The organism is Kribbella sp. C-35 (assembly GCF_046549195.1).
In the GTDB taxonomy this organism is placed as follows: domain Bacteria; phylum Actinomycetota; class Actinomycetes; order Propionibacteriales; family Kribbellaceae; genus Kribbella.
The window spans coordinates 2,359,346-2,379,551 of sequence record NZ_JAJPWG010000001.1 but is presented as its reverse complement, the minus strand read 5'-3'; the positions used below and the strand labels follow the sequence as shown (position 1 = coordinate 2,379,551).

Here is a 20,206-nt window from a genome sequence, read left to right as displayed (position 1 = left end):
TGTCTAAGGTCACAGAGGGGTAACAGCGATGTAGATGGAGTGGTTGTGACGAAGCCGGACCGCCGGCTGAGCTGGGACGTGGTGCGTGTCCTGGCGGTACTGGCAGTGATTTTCACGCACACGACGTACATGGGCCCGTTCCTGCACCCTGAGCTCGGCGCACCGCTCGGGCCGTACCCGTTCCAGGTCGGCGCCAGCATCCTGCTGGTGATCAGCGCGTACTTCGTCTGCGTGACGGTCCGGAAGGGCTCGACGTACCGCTGGATGTGGCGGCGGGTGTGTCGGGTGCTCCCGCCGTACCTGATCGCTGTCGTGTTCACCTACCTGGTCGTGGTGCTGCTCGCGCCCAGCAACTGGATCCTGCCGACGCGGCGCGACCTCTGGAGCAACCTGACGCTGGCCGCCTCGTTCGACCCGGGCGTCCAGCTCATCGACGGCTCGTACTGGACGCTGCCGCTCCAGTTGATGGCGTTCGGCGCCGCGGCACTGCTCTGGCCGCGCGGCCTCGGGCAGCGGATCAGCACGCTGCTCTGGATCATGATCATCGCGCCGGTCGTACTGCAGTGGAACGACCGCATCGGCCACAGCCCGTTCTGGGTGCAGCAGGCGTGGAACGGTCTCGGACTGCATCGCCTGCAACTGTTCGCGATCGGCATCGCGATCTGGCTCTGGGCGCAGCGACGCATCGGCGTGGTGCATCTCGCCGCCCTGCTCGCGGCGACCGTCTTCGCGCAGCACGCGCACACCTCGGACCTGCCGTCGTCGCTGGGCATCGGGGTGTTGCTGGTGTTCGTCGCACTGGCGGCCCGCGGTCCGGACTGGACGGTGCTCGCCCGGCTCCGGCGGCCGATCCAGTTCCTGGCGCGGATCTCGTTCGGGCTGTACCTGCTCAACCAGGTGGTCGGCTACCTGATCGCGTACCGCTTGATGGAGCTCGGCGCGGGCCGGCTCACCCAGATCGCGGGGGCGGTGATCGGCGTGATCGGACTCGCCTGGCTGCTCACGAAGTACGTCGAGGAACCGGCGTACCGCGCGCTCGCGAGCCTCCGCGTCCGCGGGCTCGGGGCTCGGGCGTTCGCCTGGCTGAATACTTGACATCGGATACTCATGAACTAATACTCGATTTCGAGTAATCGAGATCGAGGAGGGCCCATGGCGCGGCGCAAGGTGGCGAATCCGCTCGCGTTCGCGGTGCTCGGGAGTCTGAGCGAGCGCCCGATGCACCCGTACGAGATCTCGACGATGCTCCGGGCCCGCGGCAAGGACCAGAGCATCAAGGTGAACTACGGCTCGCTCTACTCGATCGTCGCGGCGCTGGAGAAGCATGGCTTCATCGAGGCGCTGGAGACGGTTCGGGAGGGCAACCGGCCGGAGCGGACCGTCTACCAGATCACCGAGGCCGGCTCCGCGGAGTTCGGCGACTGGCTGAGCGAGCTCGTCGGTACGCCGGCGCGGGAGTTCCACCCGCTGGAGGCAGGTCTCGCCTACCTCCCCGGTCTGCCACCCGACCGCGCCGTCGAGTTGCTCGAGCAGCGGCTCAAGGCGGTCGACACAGAGATCTCGGAGATCATCGCGGCGCACGACCACATGGCCTCGATGGAGTTCCCGCGGATCTTCTGGGTCGAGTCGGAGTTCCGGCTGGCGCTGCTGCAGGCTGAGTCGGCGTACGTCCACCGGCTGGCCGAGGAGATCCGCACGGACACGCTCAGCGGCGCCGGGTTCTGGCGTCAGGCCTGGAAGCTCTACCTGGAGGAGGGCATCAGTCCGGCCGAGCAACTGAAGGATCCCGTGAAGTACTTCGGGCAGGAGTTCGCCTGGATGCAGGCGCTACCGCCGGAAGCCAAGTAATCAGACGGCCCTCGACCCGAGGTGCGGCAACACCAGGGTCAAGGGCCGCAGTTCCTCGAGTCGGTCCGAAGACCTGGCACCCAAGGCCACAACCATCAGGATAGCCAGCTGACGACCGGCTCCCAGCACACTAGGGAGTCATGTGATGGCTACGCATGCCGTCGAAGCGGTCGATCTGGTCAAGACGTACCCGGCCGGCCGCAAGAACCCACCGCTCCGCGCGCTCGACGGCCTGACCGTCAGCGTCGGAGAGGGCGTCGTCCTCGGCCTTCTCGGGCCGAACGGCGCGGGCAAGTCCACCACCGTCAAGATCCTCACCACACTGTCCCGGGCCGACTCCGGCAGCGCCTTGGTCGCCGGGTACGACGTGAATCGTTCGCCGGACCAGGTACGGCGCTCAATCGGCTACGTACCGCAGAAGTCCAGCTCGGACCCGATGGCGACCGGTCTGGAGAACCTGGTGCTGAGCGGGCGCATCTTCGGTCTGTCCCGCCAGGAGTCCCAGCAGCGCGCTCGTGAGCTGCTGGATCGTTTCGGCCTCGCCGAGCACGGCGACCGACCGGTGAAGACGTACTCCGGCGGCATGCAGCGCAAGCTGGACGTCGCGCTCGGCCTGGTCCACCGGCCGAAGGTGCTGTTCCTCGACGAGCCCACCACTGGACTCGATCCCGAGGCGCGCGCCGACCTGTGGAACGAAGTAGTACGGCTGTCCGGCCAGGAAGGCCTGACCGTGCTGCTGACCACGCATTACCTCGAAGAGGCCGACCGGCTGGCGGGGCAACTCGCGATCGTCGACCACGGCCGGATCGTGGCCGAAGGCACGCCTGAGGCTCTCAAGGCCTCGTTGCGTGGCGACTCCGTACACGTCGAGCTCGTCGATCCGGACATCGACGGCTCGGTGCAAGTGCTGCTTGGTCAGTTGCCCGGCATCGGCGAGATCGTTGTCGAAGGCAACACTCTCCGCGCACGGGTCGATCACGGCGCAACCGCCGTACCGGCTGTGCTGGGAGCCCTTGAGGACAAGGCGATTCCGGTGGTTGCGGTCACGGTGTCGCGGCCGTCGCTGGACGACGTGTATCTGCAGCACACCGGTCGTTCGTTCCGCGTGGCGGAGGAGGCAGCATGATTGCGCACACGGGCCTCATCTTCGGGCGGTGGACGCGGGCGTCGTACCGGCAGCCGGCGTTGATCGCGTTCACGTTGGTGCAGCCGGCGATCTGGTTGCTGTTGTTCGGGCAGCTGTTCCAGGGCGTCGTACGGCTCCCGGGGTTCGGCGACTCGTCCTACATCGCGTTCCTGACGCCCGGGATCGTGATGATGACGGCTTTGATGACGAGCGGCTGGAGCGGTACGTCGTTCGTGCAGGACATGGAGCGCGGCGTGATGGACCGGATGCTCGCGTCCCCGGTCAGCCGCGGCGGGTTGATGGCGGGGCAGTTGCTCAGCAATGCGACGACCACCTTGATCCAGACGATCCTGGTGTTCGCGATCGGGATCGCCGCCGGCGCGCGGTACGACGGCGGGATCTTCGGCTACCTGGTCACGGTCGTCGCGTCGATGCTCGTCGGTACGGCGTTCGGCTCGCTCTCGAACGCGGTCGCGCTGCTCACCCGCCAGCAGGAGGCGTTGATCGGGATCTCGCAGTTCGTGTCACTGCCGCTGACATTCATGTCGTCGATCATGATCGACCCGACCGTCGCACCCCACTGGGTGAACGTCGCGGCCCGCTACAACCCAGTCGACTGGGCCACCATCGCCGCCCGCCAAGCCCTCGCCGCCGACCCAGACTGGTCGTCGGTCCTACGGCACTGCTCGTATCTACTGGCCTTCACACTGATCGTCGGCTGGCTCTCCACCCGAGCTTTCCGCACCTATCAACGGTCAGTTTGAGGCGTACCAGGGCTTGATGACGTTGTCGATCAACGCGAGGCGTTCGTCGAAGGGGATGAAGGCGGACTTCATCGCGTTGATCGCGAACCAGCGCAGGTCGGGGAGGCCGTAGCCGAAGGCTTCCGAGAGCAGGGCGAGCTCGCGGCTCATCGACGTACCGCTCATCAACCGGTTGTCGGTGTTCACGGTCACCCGGAAACGGAGCTTGGCGAGCAGACCGATCGGGTGGTTGGCGATCGAGTCGGCCGCGCCGGTCTGCAGGTTGGAGCTCGGGCACATCTCCAACGGGATCCGCCGGTCCCGGACGTACGCCGCGAGCCGCCCGAGCTCAGCCTTCTCGCCTGCCTCGTCGTACGTGATGTCGTCGATGATCCGTACGCCGTGACCGAGCCGGTCCGCGCCGCACCACTGGATCGCCTGCCAGATCGACGGCAGCCCGAACGCCTCGCCGGCGTGAATGGTGAAATGCGCGTTCTCGCGCTGCAGGTACTCGAACGCGTCCAGGTGCCGGGTGGGTGGGAAGCCCGCCTCGGCACCGGCGATGTCGAACCCGACCACACCCGCGTCGCGGTACGCGACCGCCAACTCGGCGATCTCCATCGAACGCGCCTTGTGACGCATAGCGGTCAGCAACTGCCGCGCCACGATCGGCCGCTCGGCAACCGCCATCCCGTGCTCGAACCCTGCCCGCACCGCATCCACGACCTGCTCGAGCGTGAGCCCCTTGTTCAGGTGCTGCTCGGGTGCGTAGCGAACCTCGGCGTACACCACACCGTCCGCCGCAAGATCCTGCACACACTCACTGGCCACACGCTTGATCGCCTCAGCGGTCTGCATCACCGCAACCGTGTGATCAAACGTCTCCAGATACCGCTCCAACGACCCCGAATCCGCCGACTCCACAAACCAGGCCCCAAGCTCCGCCGCATCCGACCGCGGCAACACATGCCCAATCTCCCCCGCCAACTCAACCACCGTCCCAGGCCGCAACCCACCATCCAGATGGTCATGCAGAAGTACCTTGGGCGCCGCGTTGAGCTGCTCGGGGCTGATCATGCCGCCATCTTCCCAGCCGCCTCGCAAATCCGCCCCCATCTGCCCCGAGATGCCCCGCGTTCCACCCCAATCTCCCCACCACCCCACTCACCTGCGTGTGCGGGCCCGGGCACCTGTGGGTGAGCGGGTGTTGTGCAGCGGATGAGGTGAGGTTGGGGAGGATTCCTGCCCGATCCGGGTCGAAAATCCTCCCCAACCCACCTCCAGGCGCGCGCGCAGGCCTTGGGAGGCCAGGCCACCACGGATTCATTCATGCGCGCGGATATCCCCTGGTGTGGTGGGTTCTCTGCTGGTGTACGAGGGGAGAACCCACAACACGAGGGGACATCCACTCGCGTATCTGTCTCCGGACGCGGGCGAGGACACGCGCGGGCATGAGGGTGGGGTGCCACCACACCGCCACGACTGGGCACACTCGGTGGGGGCTGTGAACAGGCAATTGCCTGTTCACAGCCCCCTGCGGTTGTCTCCAGGGCCCGGCAGACGACTGAGTGGCCCGTGCGGGCGTACTGCATCCGGCAAACGTTCAAGACTTGTGGTGGTGGGGGTGTCATCGTGAGGGGATGGTGAGGCGGCTGCGGGACAGACCTGAGTGGCGGTTCTTTGGGGTGTTGCCGCGGGCGGATCGGGGGCTGGCTACCGCCTGGTGGGTGCTTTTGGTGGCGCGGGGGGCGTTGCCGGCGGTGTTTGCGGTGGCTATGGGGTGGCTGGTTGGGGCGGTGCAGCGGGGTGGGTCGTTGGGCGCGCCGCTGGGGTTGATGGGTACGACGTTTGTCTTGCTGCAGGTGCTTACTCCGGTGCATCAGGCTGTCAGCGCCAACCTGGGGAGTCGCGTCTCGGCGTACCTGAATGACGCGCTGGCGAAGGCTTGTGTCGGGCCGCCGGGGATCGGGCATCTCGAGGATCCGGAGCTGAGTGAGGATCTGACGGTGGCGCGGGAGTTCGACCATGGGCAGACCGGGCCGCCGATGTATCTGAACGTCGACTTTGTCGCGGGGAGTCTGGTCGAGCTGGTCGGCGGGATCGCGTCCGCGGTGGTGCTGTTCGGGTTCACCTGGTGGGCGCCGCTGGTGCTCGTCGCGGCCTGGTCCGCAACGCATTGGCTGCTCCGGGAGAGCGGCGTCTGGAAGGACCGGAACACGGCCGAGGTCCGTTCGGCGCAGCGGCACGCGAACTACGCGTACGAGTTGGCGGTCGAGCCGGACGCGGCGAAGGAGCTGCGCCTGTTCGGCCTCGCCGACTGGACCGTACGGCGCTTCACCGACCGCCGCCGACGACTCTTCGAACTGCAGTACGCCGCAACGCGTTTGCGGGAACGCCCAATGATCTGGAGTCTGCTGATCGTGGTGGTGGCCAACGGTCTCGTGTTCTGGGCGCTCGGGTCGGCGGCGATCGACGGACAACTTCAGCTCGACCGGCTGGTGGTGTTCGCCCAGGTCGCGATCGGGGTCGGCATGATCGCCTTCGGCGGCCTGAACTGGGCAATGGACGGAGCAGCCGCCCCGGTCGTCGCCGTACAGCGCCTGGAGCCCGCGATGGCGCCGGCCGGGGCGTTGAGCACCGGGCACGGTTCGACCGGCCGCGGTCCTGTAGAGATCGAGCTTCGCGGGCTGAGATTCAGTTATCCACAGGGCGATCGGCAGGTCTTCGACGGGCTGGATCTGACGATCCCGGCCGGGTCGTCGCTCGCGGTCGTCGGTCAGAACGGCGCGGGCAAGACCACGCTGGCCAAGCTGCTGTGCCGGCTGTACGACCCTGATTCCGGGACGATCCGGGTCGACGGCAGCGACCTGCGGGAGCTCGACGTCGACGCCTGGCGGACGCGCGTCGCCGCCGTCTTCCAGGACTTCCTCAAGCTCGAGCTGCCGTTGCGGGACAACGTCGCACCGGCAGGCGCGCCCGAGGCGGACATACGTGCCGCACTGGTGGACGCGGGCGCCGACGACTTGGCGGATCTCGATACCCGGTTGGCCACGGGGTACGGCGACGGCACCGATCTCTCAGGTGGACAGTGGCAACGCGTCGCCCTGGCGCGGGCGCTGTGCGCGGTCCGGCAGGGAGCGGGCCTCGTACTGCTCGACGAGCCGACCGCCCAGCTGGACGTTCGCGGTGAGGCGGCGATCTTCGACCGGATCCTGACCGCGACCCGCGACGTCACCACGATCCTCATCTCGCACCGGTTCTCCACAGTCCGGCACGCCGAGCGCATCTGTGTCCTGGAACACGGCCGGGTCGTCGAGCTCGGTAGTCACGACGAACTGATGGCGCTCGGCGGGCGGTACCGGACGATGTTCGACCTGCAGGCGCAGCGCTTCACGGCCGAGGTCGACGAGGAAGGGCTCAGCTATGACACGCTCTGACGACCTGCCGCGCGCACTGCCGGCGATGTGGCGCCTGTGCAAGCTCGGGTACCAGCACGAGCCCTGGCTGCTCGTCGCCGCGTTCCTGATGACGCTGCTGGCGGCCGTGCCGGACGCGTTGCTCGCGCTCTGGCTCAAGATCCTCGCAGACGGCGTACTGGACGGCGATCGGCGGACCGCACTACTTGCCGCGGGCGGATTGGCGTTGTCGGTGACGGCGACCTGGGTCCTGAGGACGCTGTCGACGCGGATATCGCGCCGGTTCCGGGATCGCGTGACGATCATGCTGGAGGCACATGTCGCCCGGCTGCAGGCGTCCGTCGCCACAATCGAGCATCACGAACGCCGCGACTACCTGGATCGTCTGTCCGTACTTCGCAAACAGGTCTTCGTGCTCGACCACATGTACATGTCGCTGTTCTCCACCTGCGGCTGGATCCTGCGGCTCGGCGTGACGGTCGCCCTGCTCATGTCGATCCATCCGGCTCTCGCGTTCCTGCTGCTCTTCGCGCTGCCGACGGTCGTCAGTTCCAGTTGGCGACCGGGCGTCGAACGCGAGGTCGAAGAGCGGTACGCCGCTCACTATCGCCTCTCCCAGCACTTGTTCAAGATCGCGACCACACCCGCCCCGGGCAAGGAGGTCCGCGTCATCGGGATCGGGTCCGATCTCGTCGCGGGGCGTCGCCGCGAGTGGGAGCAGTGGTACGGACCGATCGCCGCCGCCCGCTGGGTGAGTGCGGTGTGGCACGGGATCGCGTGGGCGCTGTTCGGTGCGGCGTACGTCGGCGCGGTGCTGTTCGTCGCCGCGGGATTGCACGGTTCGGTCGGTCAGGTGCTGCTGATCCTGGCGGCCGGTGCGCGGCTGTCGTCGTACGTCGGAGCGACGGTCGGCGAGATCGGGTTCCTGCGCGGGATCTGGCTGGACGGGTCGCGGCGGCTGGTCTGGCTGGAGAACTACGCGGCCGCGTTCGACAGCACAGCGGATCAGCCTGCGCCCGAGCGGCTCGTCGACGGCATCCGCCTGGAGCGCGTGTCGTTCTCGTACGCCGGTGCTTCGCGTCCCGCACTGGAAGACGTCGACCTCTCGCTGCCGGCCGGCAAGGTGATCGCGGTCGTCGGTGAGAACGGCGCAGGCAAGTCCACGTTGGTGAAGCTGATCTGCAAGCTGTACGAGCCGAGCAGCGGGCGGGTGCTGCTGGACGATCGGCCGTTGGACCGGATCCCGGCCGAGGCGTGGCGCTCGAAGATCGCGGGAGCGTTCCAGGACTTCTTCCGGTTCGAGTTCCGCGCGGCGCACAGCGTCGGACTCGGCGACCTGCCGCGACTGGACGACGTACCGGCTGTGACCACTGCTGTCGGACGGGCCGGTGCGGAGGATGTACTGGAGCGGCTCGAGTCGGGGTTGGACACGCAGCTCGGTTCGACCTGGCCGGACGGGGCGGAGATCAGCTTCGGGCAGTGGCAGAAGCTGGCGCTGGCCCGCGGGTTCATGCGGGACCGCCCGCTGCTGCTGGTGCTCGACGAGCCGACCGCCGCCTTGGACGCCGAGACCGAGCACGCACTCTTCGAGCGGTACGCCGCGGCGGCTCGCGACAGCTCGGACGGACGGATCACGATCCTGGTCTCACATCGGTTCTCGACGGTGCGGATGGCCGACCTGATCGTCGTACTGGACGGTGCTCACGTCGTCGAGACCGGGACGCACGAGGACCTGATGGCACTCGACGGTCACTACGCGGACCTGTACCGGATCCAGGCGGCCGCCTATCACTAGCTGATCTTGAAGACCGGGACGCCGGGGGCGATGTGGTGCAGGACCTCGTCGGCAGAGTTCTTCGAGACGTCGCCCTCGAAGAACGCGCCGACCTCCCAGGCCCACTTCTTCAGGTACAGCCGGAGCGCGGGGAGCTTGTCGGCGTCGGCGAGCTCCGCGGCGCGGAACGTCTCGATCTTCCCGCCGAGCTGCAGCCGGCCCTCGCCACTCGCACGGAGGTTCTTCACCCACTGGGTGTGGCCGCGCGGCGCGACCAGGTAGCGCTGACCGTCGATCACCAGCAGGTTCACCGGCGTACTGCGCCATTCGCCGGACTTGCGCCCCTGGACCGAGAGCACCCGGCTGCCCATCAGGCTGAGACCGAGCTTCGTCAGCCGCGCGACGATCCGGTTGAAGACCCGCATGCTGCCCTCGTTGGCGGTGATCACGCGCTTGCTGTCGTAGGTCTGCTTGTACTCGGTCACGGCGCTTCCTCACTGTTCTGCGAGAGCGGTGCTCTCTGTTGTGATCAGTGAACATCAGATCGCCGCTCACTGTCAAGAGCACTGCTCTCGTTTCTGTGGCACACTGGCTCCATGAACGCCGGACGTACTGCCCGTGAACGAGCCCGGGCCGAGCTGACCGAGGAGATCAAGACCGCTGCCCGGCAGCAGCTGGCCACCGTCGGCGCCGAGGCGCTGTCGCTCCGGGCGATCTCCCGCGAACTCGGGATGGTGTCGTCGGCGCTGTACCGGTACTTCGCGAGCCGCGACGAGCTGCTCACCGCGCTCATCATCGACGCGTACGACGCGCTCGGCGAGGCGGCCGAGGCGGCGGCCGGGGGCGACGATCTGGTCGAGGAGTGGGTCGCGATCTACGCAGCGGTGCGTTCCTGGGCGCGGGCGAACCCACAGGAGTACGCGCTCATCTACGGCTCCCCGATCAGCGGCTACAAGGCGCCGCAGACCACGGTTCAACCGGCTGTGCGGGTCCCGCTGCTGTTGCTGGGGTTGTTGCAGCGCGCTCAGGCCTCCGGGCGGCTGGTGACGCCGCCCGACGCACCGACGCCGACCGGACTGCTCGCCCAGCAGACGGAAGTGCTGGTGGCGCTGGCGCCCGAGGTACCCCCGGCGGTGCTCGTGCGGACGATCATCGTGTGGACGCAGCTCTTCGGGATGCTCAGCTTCGAGCTGTTCGGTCAGCTGGTCGGGTCGATGGATCCGGCGGACGAGTTCTTCGCGTCCGCCTCGCGGCAGATGGCGACGTTCGTCGGGCTCAGCTGAACGCCTTCGGCAGCGGGACCTCGAGCGCCTTCGTGACACGGCGTACGTAGGTTTCGCGCGGGATCGACACCGCGCCGAGCGTGGCCAGGTGATCGGTCACCCATTGGATGTCGAAGACCCGGTCGGCGGCGTACTCGTCGTTCAGCAGCTCGATCGCCCCGGCGACGGCCGCCTTCGAGCCGTCGGTCTTGTGGTGGAACATCGACTCACCCGCGAACAGTCCGCCGACCGCGACGCCGTACAGCCCGCCGGCCAGCTCGTCGCCGTCCCACGCCTCGACCGAGTGCACCCAGCCGAGTCGGTGCAGTTCGGTGTACGACGCGATGATCTCGGAGTCGATCCACGAACCCGGGCGGCGTGGGTCCGCACACGCGCGAATGACCTGGTCGAACGCGGTGTCGACCCGGATCTCGAACTTCCCGCGCGCCCGCCGCAGCGACCGCGACGGGTTGTACTTGGCGACCTCGATCACGCCGCGGTCGACCGGCGACCACCACAGCACCGAGCCGCGATGGTCCGGCATCGGGAACAGCCCCTGCCGGTACGCCGCCAGTACCGTCCCCGGCGCCAGGTCAGCGCCGCCCGCGACCACATCACTCGCCCCGGCCACACCGACCGGCGGGAACTCCCACGGGGACGGAGCAGGTTCGATCGGCACATCACCATCCTGCACCAGGGCACACCTAGGGTTTGTCCCGAGTGCCGGGGGGCGGGGAGCCACGTACAGTTGAAGCACGTCCGGGTTCTGACGCGTGGGGCCGGGCGGGAAGGAGCACCGTGGCCGGAGTAGCCAGGTTCGTCGCCAGTAGTCTCGCGCCCGCCGCCCAGCGGTTCGCCCCGACGGCAGCGGGCGGTGTGTTGCGCCAGATCCTCGAGATCGCGATCGACGGGTACCAGCGGTTCCCGGGCGCGGAGCGGATCGCGGACAACAAGCTCGCGCGGTGCGACGGCGATGTCACGGACGCGATCGAGGCAGTCATCGATCAGCACATCCGGCTCGCCGGCGTGCAGGGGTTCGTCACCAGCATCGGCGGTCTGGTCACCCTGCCCGTCGCCTTGCCGGCCAACCTGACCGGTCTCGCGGTCGTCCAGTGCCGGATGGTCGCGGCGATCGCGCACCTGCGCGGGTACGACCTCGACGACCCGCGGGTCCGCACGGCAGTCATCACCTGCCTGCTCGGTGAGGACGGCGTGACGGCTCGCTTGCGGAAGTCGAGCCTGGTCTCCTCTCCGTTGGCGATTGCGACAGCGCCGGTCTTTGACCCCGAGCTGGACCGACAGGTCTCCGGCGAGGTCGTCGCGGAACTGATCGGGCGGATCAGCGGTAAGCGAATGGCAGTGACCTTCACCCGCCGCATCCCGCTGCTCGGCGGTGCCGTGGGCGCCGGCGTCGACGGCTGGACGACGTACCGCGTCGGCCAATTCGCGGACAAGAGCCTGGTCCGCCGCATTCGCCGGCCTATCGAGCAGTAGCCTCCCTGCGGGTGAGCTGGAGTTTGGCTCGGGTTTCGTCGTCGGCCGGGGTCTCGACGTAGAGGACCAGGTCCGGGTGGGCCGACACGGCCAGTTCGGTGACGGTGAGGTGTAGTTCGCCGGCGATCGGGTTGAGGATTCGGCGCAGGCGCGGCGTACAGGCGGCGACCTCGTGGCGTGACCACAGCTGGGCGAACTCGGGGCAGATCGAGCACAGCCGCTCGAGGTCGGTCTCCCAGTCCGGGTCGCCGACGTGTTCGCCGTACGCCGAGCGCAGGCGGCCGACGAGATACGGGACCTCGGTGTCGTAGTTCAGCAGCTGCTCGCGGGCGGCAGGCTCGGTGATGATGCACCACAGCAGGTTCTTGTGGATGCAGGGCAGCTGGTGCCAGTCGTGGAACAGGTCGTGGTACGCACGGTTCGCGCGGATGATGTCGAAGCGGGTGTTCGTGATCACCGCAGGCAGCGGGTCGAGCGCCTCGACGATCTCGTCGAACACGGCCTCGCTCGCGCAGTCCGTCGTCCGCGGCAACCGCACCGGCGTCGCCTCGGCCAACCGGTACAGATGCTCGCGCTCGACCGGCGTCAGCTGCAGCGTCGTCGCGACCGCGTCCAGCACCTGCCCGCTGGCGTTGATCGGCCGCCCCTGCTCCAGCCACGTGTACCAAGTCACGCCGACACCGGCGAGCAGCGCCAACTCTTCGCGCCGCAACCCCGGCGTACGCCGCCTTCCGCCACTCGGCAGGCCGACGTCCTCCGGCGACACCCGGGCCCTCCGAGCCTTCAAGAACTCGCCAAGCTCCGCTCGCTGCGCACTCACCTGACCAGCGTGGCAGGCGCTACCGACAGTTTCAGCCGGCCAGGGCTTGGACCACTCGACTCGGAGACGGTTTGCCGAGTTGTTCGGCCATCCAGGTGCTGGTGGTGACGAGTTTCTCCAGGTCGACGCCGGTTTCGATGCCGAGACCGTTGAGTTGCCAGAGGAGGTCCTCGGTGGCGAGGTTGCCGGTCGCGCTCTCGGCGTACGGGCAACCGCCCAGTCCGCCGGCGGAGCTGTCGACCGTGGTCACGCCGTCGCGCAGCGCGGTGAGCGTGTTCGCGAGCGCCTGCCCGTAGGTGTCGTGGAAATGCACCGCCAGCTTGTCCACACCCACCCCGGCCGCACCGAACGCGGCGATCAGCGCACCTACCTGGCCCGGCGTCGCGACGCCGATCGTGTCGCCGAGCGAGAGTTCGTGGCAGCCGAGATCGACCAGTCGCGCGCCGACCTTGACCACCTGGTCGATCGGTACGTCGCCCTCCCACGGGTCGCCGTAACACATCGACACGTACCCGCGCACCGACAAGCCCTTGGCGAGCGCACGCTGGATCGTCGGCGTGAACATCGCGAACTGGTCGTCGAGCGTGGAGTTGAGGTTCTTCGCCGCGAACGTCTCGGTCGCGCTGGCGAAGATCGCGATCTCCCGGACACCGGCCGCGAGGGCGCGGTCGAGACCACGCTCGTTCGGGACCAGGACCGGGGCGCGTACGCCGTCCGGCAGCTGCAGCTGCTCGAGCAACTCGGCCGCATCGGCCAGCTGCGGGACCCACTTCGGGTGCACGAAACTCGTCGTCTCGACCGTCGTCAGACCCGCCTCGAGCAGTCGCCGGATGAACTCGGCCTTGACCGCGACGTCGACGATCGCCGACTCGTTCTGCAGTCCGTCACGGGGCCCGACCTCGTAGATCGTGACCCGGTCGGGCAGCCCGTCGGCCTTCACCAGCTGCGGTTCGCGCATCCTGCTGCCTCCTCTGCGAGCGTGACACGGGGTCTCCGCGACAATGCTCGTGATGACATCTCTTGCTGCCATTCTGCGGGGCGTCGAGCGCGGCGTGTTCCCGCCCCCGGATCTCGGGCTCACCGTCGTACCCGCGCCGTCCGAGCGGGAGTCGTGCGTGGTCGCGTTCACCGGCCACATCGTGATCGCCGCGGACGTCGACCCGGCGTGGGTCGCGGAGCGGGTCCCGGACGGCGATCTGTGCGCGCCGACGAACCCGCCGTTCCTCGGCGCGCTGGAGGAGTTCACCGGCCGCCAGGTCATCTCGATCGACGCGATGGTGCTCGCCCCGGCTCTCAAGGACCCGGCGCCGCTTGCAGGCCTGACCGAACTCACCGGCCACAACCATCCGCGGGTCGATCGCGCGTTGCGGTATCGCGACGACGTCCGGGTGTACGGCGACGCGCACGGCGGGCTCGTGGTGATCGGCCGTGGCCTGGCCGGGCGGCTGGAGTGCGCGATCGAGGTGCCGCCGGAGGCCCGCGGTCAAGGGAACGGCCGCCGGCTGGCGATGGCGGCCCGGGCGTTGATCCCTCCGGATGCCTCGATCTGGGCGCAGGTCACGCCGGGGAACGCGGCCTCGCTGCGGACGTTCCTGGCGGTCGGCTACAAGCCGGTCGGGTCCGAGGCCCTGCTGGTCAAGTGACCGGCAGGTGAACGCAACGCAGATTGTTGCTGACGGCCCCCAATGCACAGCTGTGGAAAACCCTGGGGACAACCGCGATCAGGCCGTACGCCGGTGGTACCGCGGATCCCGCCCGGCGTAGAAGGTCGTGCGGTAGACGCCGCGGATGATCTCGGCCTCGTACCCGTCGAGTTCGGGCATCCCGAGGTCGCGGGCGATCGCCAACTCGGCCTGCGCGTCGTACGGGACATGGACGAACTGGATCGAGTGCGGCGCCGGATCGGGTGAATCCATGACCCCTTCGAGGATCACGTATCCGGGCGTCGGATCACCGAGGCTGTTGCCGACCGAGCCGGTGTTGAAGAGCGTCCGCCCGCGATCCTCCTCGTAGAACGGGTCGTGAATGTCGGCGTACCCGACGATCGTCGGCACCGGCCCGTCCCCGGTCGCCGGCGTGTTCTCGAAGAAGCTCCCGTACTGCGCTTCGTCGTGATCGAAAACGATCCGGTGATGAACACTCGTCGACGAGGCGTGGAACAGCCGCACCTGCCGCCCGCTCAACAGGAAGTCGTGGCAGAACGGCAGCCCTCGCAACCACGCCCACTGGTCCTCGCGGAGCTCGTTCTTCCACCATCGCAGACCTTCGCTGTCCTCGGAACGCTCGGGATCGGGCAGGAAGTCGTCCCAGTTCCCGAGGATGTTCACCTCGCAGGCCTCGCGGCAACGGTCCACTACTGCCTGTCCGCGCGGTCCCTTCCCCACGTAGTCGCCGAGATTGAAGACCCGCTCGATCCCGCGTCCCGCAATATCCGCGAGCACCGCCTCCAACGCCGTCAGGTTCCCGTGCACATCCGAAATCAGCGCAATCCGCTCCAGCCCCATGCCCGCGATGCTTTCATCCCGCCGGACCGCACTCCGGCGCGGACCGGAGTGCGGTGACTACCAGTTGCCGGAGGGGCCCGTGTCTCCACCGGCAGTGGAACCCGCCGGAACCTTGGGGCTGGGGCTTGGGCCGGTCCGTCCGCCGGAGCTTCGGCTGTTCGCGCGCCCGCCGCTCGACCTGCTGCCACTCGACCGGGGCATAGACGCCCCCGAACTGCCACCACCCGCTTCGCCCGCGGAATGCGCCGCCGCCCCGGCGAACGCCCCCGCAGCCTTGCGCGCCGCGGTCGCCGCGATACCCGCCGGCCCAAGCCCCGCCGCCTTGGCCCCAGTCGTCGCAGCACCACTCGCACCCGCACTTGACGCACCCGCCCCAGACGCTCCCCCGCCGGATGCCCCAGCTTTACTACCGCTGCGGGAGGTAGGACCGACAGTGACCGCGCCCGACGCCAACGACCCGACATCAGGCCCAACGCTTCCCATCCCGGCCGAGCCGCCACCGACGGCCGCGGTGAGAGGTACTGCGAAGCGCAGCAACGCCGGCAGGGCAAGAATCGCGAGCATCATCATCATCACGCCGGTGAGGGACTGCAGCAGGCCCGCGCTCTCCGAGCCGAGCATCTTCTCCTGCTTGAGCTTGATCGCTGCCGCGTAGATCAGAGCCGCTGCGGGTTTGTAGGCGATGAAGCCCAAGCTCCACGCGCAGTATTTCTTGAACCACGCCTTGCCGACCTCAGTGTTGGTCGCCGCCGCTGCGAGGGGCAGCGTCGAACCGAGCAGCACCAGCATCGCCGACCGGATCAGCATCAAGACGATCTGGATCAGCGAAGCCCACGCGGACAGCTGTCCGAGAAGCAACAGCATCAGCAGTGATTTGACCACGTTCCCAGTGCCGGCACCGGTGTCAGATGGTTCGGTGACCATGTTCTTCATGGCGTCCGCGAAGGAGTGGCCTCCGATGGCTTCCCGTACGACGCTCACAGCGAACTCGTCCGACCACGCGATCAGGAGTTGCATCGCAGCCGTTCCTGCCCCACAGACGACCACGAAGGTCAGCATCGCCTTCAGCAGGTCCTGGACCGGCTTGGCTCGTTGCTCCCAGGCCATCCGGATTCCCGCGATGACGATGGCGAGAGCGAAGATCGTCAAGGTCAAACCGAGGGTCTTCTCATGCACGAATGCGACGGTCTTGCTGTCCGTCCAGGTCTGCCCGCCGTCGGAGGAACTCGCCAGCGTGACGGGAGTGTCCGGCTTGACCCAGAACGTCGCCAGCGAGTTCAGGATCGTCGAAAGGAAGTCCGTTGTGATCCGCTCGGCGTTCGCGATTCCGTTGCTGGTGACGGACTGGACGCCTTCGACGACGTGGCACTTCATGTCCATTGGTGAGCACATCAGATACCACTCCACTTCACGAAGTCGCTCAGGTCGCGGTGCTGGGAGAAGGGGGCTCCGACGGCCTCGCCGGGTGGCGGTGGCTGGAGCCGCCAGTCGCCCTGGTGCCAGACCAGGGTCAGGTTGGCGCTCATGTACACGGACTCGACGGGCATGGCGAGCATCAAGGTCACTCGGTCCGGTCCGGCGTCGAGGACCCGGTAGCCGACGACCTGGACCGTCGAGTCGCCACTCGAAGACGCGTCCGTGCCGGCTTGGCGGAGCAGGCTGTCAGTTGCCGAACCAGGCACCATGAGCTTCTTGACGGTGGGGACGAGCTTGCTCTGGTCGGCGATCGCCGCGATCGCGCTGTACGCCGCGTACACCGCGCCGGTCGGCGAATGCGCGAAGCAGTGCCGGAACCCGTCGGAATCGGTCGTGCCCGGTCCGTACTTCGAGGAGCGCGGTACGACGACCCGCCGGCTGACGTCCCAACCGTCGACCGCCGGCGCCTCGGCAGGAACGGCCTGGTCACCGGCCGGAAGACCGCACGAACCCGTCCGCCGCTCGCTCCCCGAACTGTTGGCGTTGTTGGTCGGCGCCGGGCCGCCGTCGGGTGTGGCAGGCGCCTCGTCCGTGGGCTGAACCGAGGCGGTGCCGACCGGCTGCTGGGCCGCGGCGGTCGCCTGCGTCGAGCGGCCCCCGCCCGCGAAGATGATGACGATCCCGCAGATCAGGACCGCTCCCACGACGATGCAGGCCGCGATGAAACCAGCGCCGTACGGCGACTTCTCGTCCTTGTCCTTGCTCATCCGACTCCCCGCTCCGAAGGTCTACAACCTCACGGATCAAGGCTCGCAAAAATCGCCGGACCGCCGCGGAAGTTATCCACAGGCCCGGTCATCCTCCCACCGAATCGGCGACACCGCAGTCTGAAATTCACCGTTCTAGACCGGATCTGTCGCAGGTCGCCCGGTTACGCTCAGGGTCTTGCGTTTCTGGGTCGATCTGTAGCCGAAAGGTCACCCCGTGTAGCGAAGTGACCTAGTCAGCTAATAGAGTCCGCGCATGACCATCGCGCCTTCGCTTTGCTCGCCCCTAGCGCTCGCCGATGCAGAACCCACCCGCGCTGCCGAACCCTGGGAAAGCAACGTGCTGACGGCGTACGGCCTGCTGCGAGAAGCAGCAGCCGAGCTGGATCACCTGATGCGCCATTCCCTGAAGCGCAGTGGACTGCAAATGGCAATGTTCGAACTGTTGCTGCGGCTTGCCCGCAGCAACGGGGAGAAGCAGCGTCTTACCTCCCTCGCCCGGGAGTTGACCGTCACCACCGGCGGCATCACCCGGCTGGTCGACCGTGCCGAGAACCTCGGACTGGTCCGCCGGGAGCCTTGTCCCGACGACGCCCGCGGCTCGTTCGCGGTCCTGACCGAGGAGGGAAAACGGCGGCTGCGCGACGCACTGCCGGACCACCTGCTCGAGATCGACAGCCTCTGGATGTCCCAGTTGGCTGACGAGCAGGACGTCGTTCTCGGCAAGCTCCGTCGAGTGCGGGACAACGCCCGCCGCTGGCCGAACGGCCGCCCGGGGCTCGGGCCCATCACGCCCGACCGGATCTGACCAACCTCACAACTACACAAGAGCATTACCCGCGACTAACGGATGGGGCGCCCGACTGGTGTCGGGCGCCCCATCGCGCAATGGTTGAGAAGTGAAGCAAGACTCGGACCAGCCGCAAGCGCGTCAGGCGATCCGTTGGCGTGCGGCAGCCGGTGGTGTGCTCGCCGCCCTTGCCGGACTGGCGGTGGGCAGCGTGGCAGCCGGCATCCTCGGTACGCCGCAGACGCCTGTAGTCGCGATCGGGTCCGCGTTCATCGACCGAGTACCCCCGTGGCTGAAGGACCTGGCAATCTCCTGGTTCGGGACGCACGACAAGACCGCGCTCCGAGTCGGCATCCTGATCGTCGTCGTGGCCCTCGCCGCAGTCGGCGGGATCCTCGCCGTACGACGCTATTGGGCCGGCGCCCTGATCACGATCGCGTTGGCCGGCGTCGCCGTCGCCGCAGCCATGACGCGCGCCGACTCCGGCCAGACCGGGTTCCTCCCGTCGGCACTCGCCGGCGTCACCGCACTCATCATTCTGCGCCTGTTCAGCCGCCGGCTCGAACCGCTGCTCGACTTCCCGGACGACGGAGTAAGCCGCCGCGGCTTCCTGCAGTTGTCGGCCGGAGTCGCCATCGGCTCGGCCGCGATCGGCGCACTGGGCAAGGTCGTCGGCGGGAACCGCGCTGCCGTGGCGGACGCGCGCAAGCAGCTCAACCTTCCGCAGCCGCCGACCCTCGACCCACCCGCCGGCGTCCAGGCCGATGGCGCCGTACCGTGGGCCACGGCGAACGACGACTTCTACCGCATTGACACCGCGCTCTCGGTGCCGCAGATCGTGCCCGCGGAGTGGAAGCTGCGCGTTCACGGCATGGTCGACCGCGAGCTCAACCTGTCCTTCGACGATCTCCTGAAACGCCAGGTCATCCACAAGTGGGTCACCCTCACCTGTGTGAGCAACGAGGTCGGCGGCGACCTGATCGGGAACGCGCTGTGGTCCGGCGTACTGCTGAAGGACCTGCTCGAGGAGGCTGGTCCCGCACAGGACGCGGACGCGATCCAGTCGACGTCGAAGGACGGATTCACCGCCGGTACGCCGCTGCCGACGCTGCTCGACGACCGGCAGGCGATGCTCGCATTCGCGATGAACGGGGAGCCGCTGCCGGTGGAGCACGGGTTCCCGGTGCGCATCGTCGTACCCGGGCTGTACGGCTACGTGTCGGCGACGAAGTGGCTGGTGGACATCGAGGTGACGCGGTTCGACCAGTTCGAGGGGTACTGGACGCCGCGCGGCTGGTCGGCGCTCGGCCCGATCAAGTTGTCGTCGCGGATCGACACCCCGCTGGGGAAGAAGGTCGAACCGGGGCGAGTGACCGTCGCCGGCGTGGCCTGGGACCAGCATGTCGGGGTGTCCAAGGTCGAGGTCCGCGTCGACGGGGGCCCTTGGCAACAAGCGACATTGGCCGCCGATCCGTCGATCGACACCTGGCGGCAGTGGCACTGGACATGGGACGCGTCGCGCGGCACCCATGTGTTGCAGGTACGGGCGTTCGACGCGAAGGGCAATCCACAGGTCGAGTCCTCGGCGCCACCTGCTCCGAACGGCGCGACCGGCCTGCACACGGTCAGCGTGAAGGTCGGCTGACCGCTTCCAGCACCATCGGCAGGAACGTGTGCTCGAGCGAACCGGCCGGAACCTCTCGTGGCTCGAGCAGGCTCTGTGAGCGCGCGCCCTCGTGCAGCGCCATCACCATGCGCACGAACTGCTCCGCCGGCACGGTGAGCTCCAGCCCGCCGGCCTCCGCGATCTGCTCGACCAGCCGGGTCAGGCTCTCGCGGAACATCGCCCGTTGCTCGTTCAAAGCCTTCGCAGCGTCCGGGTCGCGCAGCGCGTGCAGCGTGAACTCGGCCGAGATCAGATGCCATTGCCGCTGGTCCGGCGCGGTCTCGTCGAGCAGTCCTAGTACGGCGTCCAGCAGCGTGCCGGGCTGATTCGCCAACTCGGGGAGGAGTGCCTCGATCTGCTCCAGTAGCCGGTCGGTCGTGGCCTGGAACAGCGCGAGGACCAACTCGTCCTTGGACGCGAAGTTCGAGTAGAAGGCGCCGCGGGTGAACCCGGCCCGCTCGCAGATGTCCTCCACCGACGCGCCGTGGAACCCGCGCTCGGCGAACACCTCCAGCGCCCCCTCGAGAAGTCGGGCCCGGGTGTTGGAGCGGCGGCGCTTGGGCGGTTCCATACGAGTAGG

20 protein-coding genes are annotated in these 20,206 nt (G+C 68.0%); 11 read left to right on the top strand and 9 right to left on the bottom strand.

Annotated features, from left to right (window positions below):
- The first annotated feature begins 45 nt into the window (after positions 1-45).
- The 4 genes from ACLJOO_RS12070 (at position 46) to ACLJOO_RS12055 (ending at position 3,738) form a co-directional block, all read left to right on the top strand.
- Positions 46-1,095, top strand: a complete 1,050-nt coding sequence (locus ACLJOO_RS12070) for an acyltransferase family protein (protein WP_410786974.1) — start codon at positions 46-48, stop codon at positions 1,093-1,095.
- 57 nt (positions 1,096-1,152) lie between these two features.
- A complete protein-coding gene (locus ACLJOO_RS12065) occupies positions 1,153-1,848 on the top strand; it encodes a PadR family transcriptional regulator (protein WP_410786973.1) in 696 nt (231 codons plus the stop codon).
- A 145-nt stretch (positions 1,849-1,993) separates the two neighbouring features.
- Entirely contained in the window at positions 1,994-2,974 is a 981-nt protein-coding gene (locus ACLJOO_RS12060; protein ID WP_410786972.1) for an ATP-binding cassette domain-containing protein, read from the top strand.
- Positions 2,971-3,738, top strand: a complete 768-nt coding sequence (locus tag ACLJOO_RS12055) for an ABC transporter permease (RefSeq protein ID WP_410786971.1) — start codon at positions 2,971-2,973, stop codon at positions 3,736-3,738. The genes ACLJOO_RS12060 and ACLJOO_RS12055 overlap by 4 nt, the downstream gene beginning before the upstream one ends.
- Here ACLJOO_RS12055 and ACLJOO_RS12050 read toward each other — a convergent pair.
- Positions 3,730-4,794, bottom strand: a complete 1,065-nt coding sequence (locus ACLJOO_RS12050) for an adenosine deaminase (RefSeq protein WP_410786970.1) — start codon at positions 4,792-4,794, stop codon at positions 3,730-3,732. The genes ACLJOO_RS12055 and ACLJOO_RS12050 overlap by 9 nt on opposite strands.
- A gap of 737 nt (positions 4,795-5,531) precedes the next feature.
- On the opposite strand from ACLJOO_RS12050, the gene ACLJOO_RS12045 reads away from it, so the two are divergent.
- Together ACLJOO_RS12045 and ACLJOO_RS12040 are read left to right on the top strand one after the other, a co-directional pair.
- Entirely contained in the window at positions 5,532-7,154 is a 1,623-nt protein-coding gene (locus ACLJOO_RS12045) for an ABC transporter ATP-binding protein (RefSeq protein WP_410786969.1), read from the top strand.
- The gene (locus ACLJOO_RS12040; RefSeq protein WP_410786968.1) at positions 7,141-8,928 is read left to right on the top strand and encodes an ABC transporter ATP-binding protein; all 1,788 of its coding nucleotides are present in this window, start codon (positions 7,141-7,143) and stop codon (positions 8,926-8,928) included. Before ACLJOO_RS12045 ends, ACLJOO_RS12040 begins: the two co-directional genes overlap by 14 nt.
- Here ACLJOO_RS12040 and ACLJOO_RS12035 read toward each other — a convergent pair.
- The gene (locus ACLJOO_RS12035; protein ID WP_410786967.1) at positions 8,925-9,392 is read right to left on the bottom strand and encodes a nitroreductase family deazaflavin-dependent oxidoreductase; all 468 of its coding nucleotides are present in this window, start codon (positions 9,390-9,392) and stop codon (positions 8,925-8,927) included. The two genes, ACLJOO_RS12040 and ACLJOO_RS12035, sit on opposite strands and share 4 nt — an antisense overlap.
- 111 nt (positions 9,393-9,503) lie before the next feature.
- Between ACLJOO_RS12035 and ACLJOO_RS12030 the strand changes: the two genes are divergently transcribed.
- The gene (locus tag ACLJOO_RS12030; RefSeq protein ID WP_410786966.1) at positions 9,504-10,190 is read left to right on the top strand and encodes a TetR/AcrR family transcriptional regulator; all 687 of its coding nucleotides are present in this window, start codon (positions 9,504-9,506) and stop codon (positions 10,188-10,190) included.
- On the opposite strand, the gene aat is transcribed toward ACLJOO_RS12030, so the two are convergent.
- A complete protein-coding gene (gene aat / locus ACLJOO_RS12025; protein ID WP_410786965.1) occupies positions 10,183-10,863 on the bottom strand; it encodes a leucyl/phenylalanyl-tRNA--protein transferase in 681 nt (226 codons plus the stop codon). The genes ACLJOO_RS12030 and aat overlap by 8 nt on opposite strands.
- 104 nt (positions 10,864-10,967) lie before the next feature.
- Here aat and ACLJOO_RS12020 point away from each other — a divergent pair, with 104 nt between their 5' ends.
- Positions 10,968-11,663 carry an EcsC family protein gene (locus tag ACLJOO_RS12020; protein WP_410786964.1) on the top strand — a complete coding sequence of 232 codons (696 nt, stop codon included), beginning with the start codon at positions 10,968-10,970 and terminating at the stop codon, positions 11,661-11,663.
- Here the strand turns inward: ACLJOO_RS12020 and ACLJOO_RS12015 are convergent.
- Positions 11,650-12,483 carry a helix-turn-helix transcriptional regulator gene (locus ACLJOO_RS12015; protein ID WP_410786963.1) on the bottom strand — a complete coding sequence of 278 codons (834 nt, stop codon included), beginning with the start codon at positions 12,481-12,483 and terminating at the stop codon, positions 11,650-11,652. The two genes, ACLJOO_RS12020 and ACLJOO_RS12015, sit on opposite strands and share 14 nt — an antisense overlap.
- A 31-nt stretch (positions 12,484-12,514) precedes the next feature.
- Positions 12,515-13,441, bottom strand: coding sequence for a hydroxymethylglutaryl-CoA lyase (locus ACLJOO_RS12010; protein ID WP_410786962.1), 927 nt, complete (start codon positions 13,439-13,441; stop codon positions 12,515-12,517).
- Positions 13,442-13,493: 52 nt separating this feature from the next.
- On the opposite strand from ACLJOO_RS12010, the gene ACLJOO_RS12005 reads away from it, so the two are divergent.
- Positions 13,494-14,126, top strand: a complete 633-nt coding sequence (locus tag ACLJOO_RS12005; RefSeq protein ID WP_410786961.1) for a GNAT family N-acetyltransferase — start codon at positions 13,494-13,496, stop codon at positions 14,124-14,126.
- Positions 14,127-14,204: 78 nt separating this feature from the next.
- Here ACLJOO_RS12005 and ACLJOO_RS12000 read toward each other — a convergent pair whose 3' ends face one another.
- From ACLJOO_RS12000 to ACLJOO_RS11990, 3 genes are read right to left on the bottom strand one after another with little or no spacing between them, the layout of a single operon-like run.
- Positions 14,205-14,987, bottom strand: coding sequence for a metallophosphoesterase family protein (locus tag ACLJOO_RS12000; RefSeq protein ID WP_410786960.1), 783 nt, complete (start codon positions 14,985-14,987; stop codon positions 14,205-14,207).
- A 57-nt stretch (positions 14,988-15,044) separates the two neighbouring features.
- The gene (locus ACLJOO_RS11995; protein WP_410786959.1) at positions 15,045-16,367 is read right to left on the bottom strand and encodes a hypothetical protein; all 1,323 of its coding nucleotides are present in this window, start codon (positions 16,365-16,367) and stop codon (positions 15,045-15,047) included.
- A gap of 11 nt (positions 16,368-16,378) precedes the next feature.
- Complete coding sequence (locus ACLJOO_RS11990; RefSeq protein WP_410786958.1) at positions 16,379-17,170, bottom strand: hypothetical protein; 792 nt, start codon at positions 17,168-17,170, stop codon at positions 16,379-16,381.
- A gap of 256 nt (positions 17,171-17,426) precedes the next feature.
- Between ACLJOO_RS11990 and ACLJOO_RS11985 the strand changes: the two genes are divergently transcribed.
- Positions 17,427-17,978, top strand: a complete 552-nt coding sequence (locus tag ACLJOO_RS11985) for a MarR family winged helix-turn-helix transcriptional regulator (RefSeq protein WP_327639027.1) — start codon at positions 17,427-17,429, stop codon at positions 17,976-17,978.
- 91 nt (positions 17,979-18,069) lie between these two features.
- Entirely contained in the window at positions 18,070-19,605 is a 1,536-nt protein-coding gene (locus tag ACLJOO_RS11980; protein ID WP_410786957.1) for a molybdopterin-dependent oxidoreductase, read from the top strand.
- On the opposite strand, the gene ACLJOO_RS11975 is transcribed toward ACLJOO_RS11980, so the two are convergent.
- Positions 19,586-20,197, bottom strand: coding sequence for a TetR/AcrR family transcriptional regulator (locus ACLJOO_RS11975; RefSeq protein ID WP_410786956.1), 612 nt, complete (start codon positions 20,195-20,197; stop codon positions 19,586-19,588). The two genes, ACLJOO_RS11980 and ACLJOO_RS11975, sit on opposite strands and share 20 nt — an antisense overlap.
- Between the last annotated feature and the right edge of the window lie 9 nt (positions 20,198-20,206).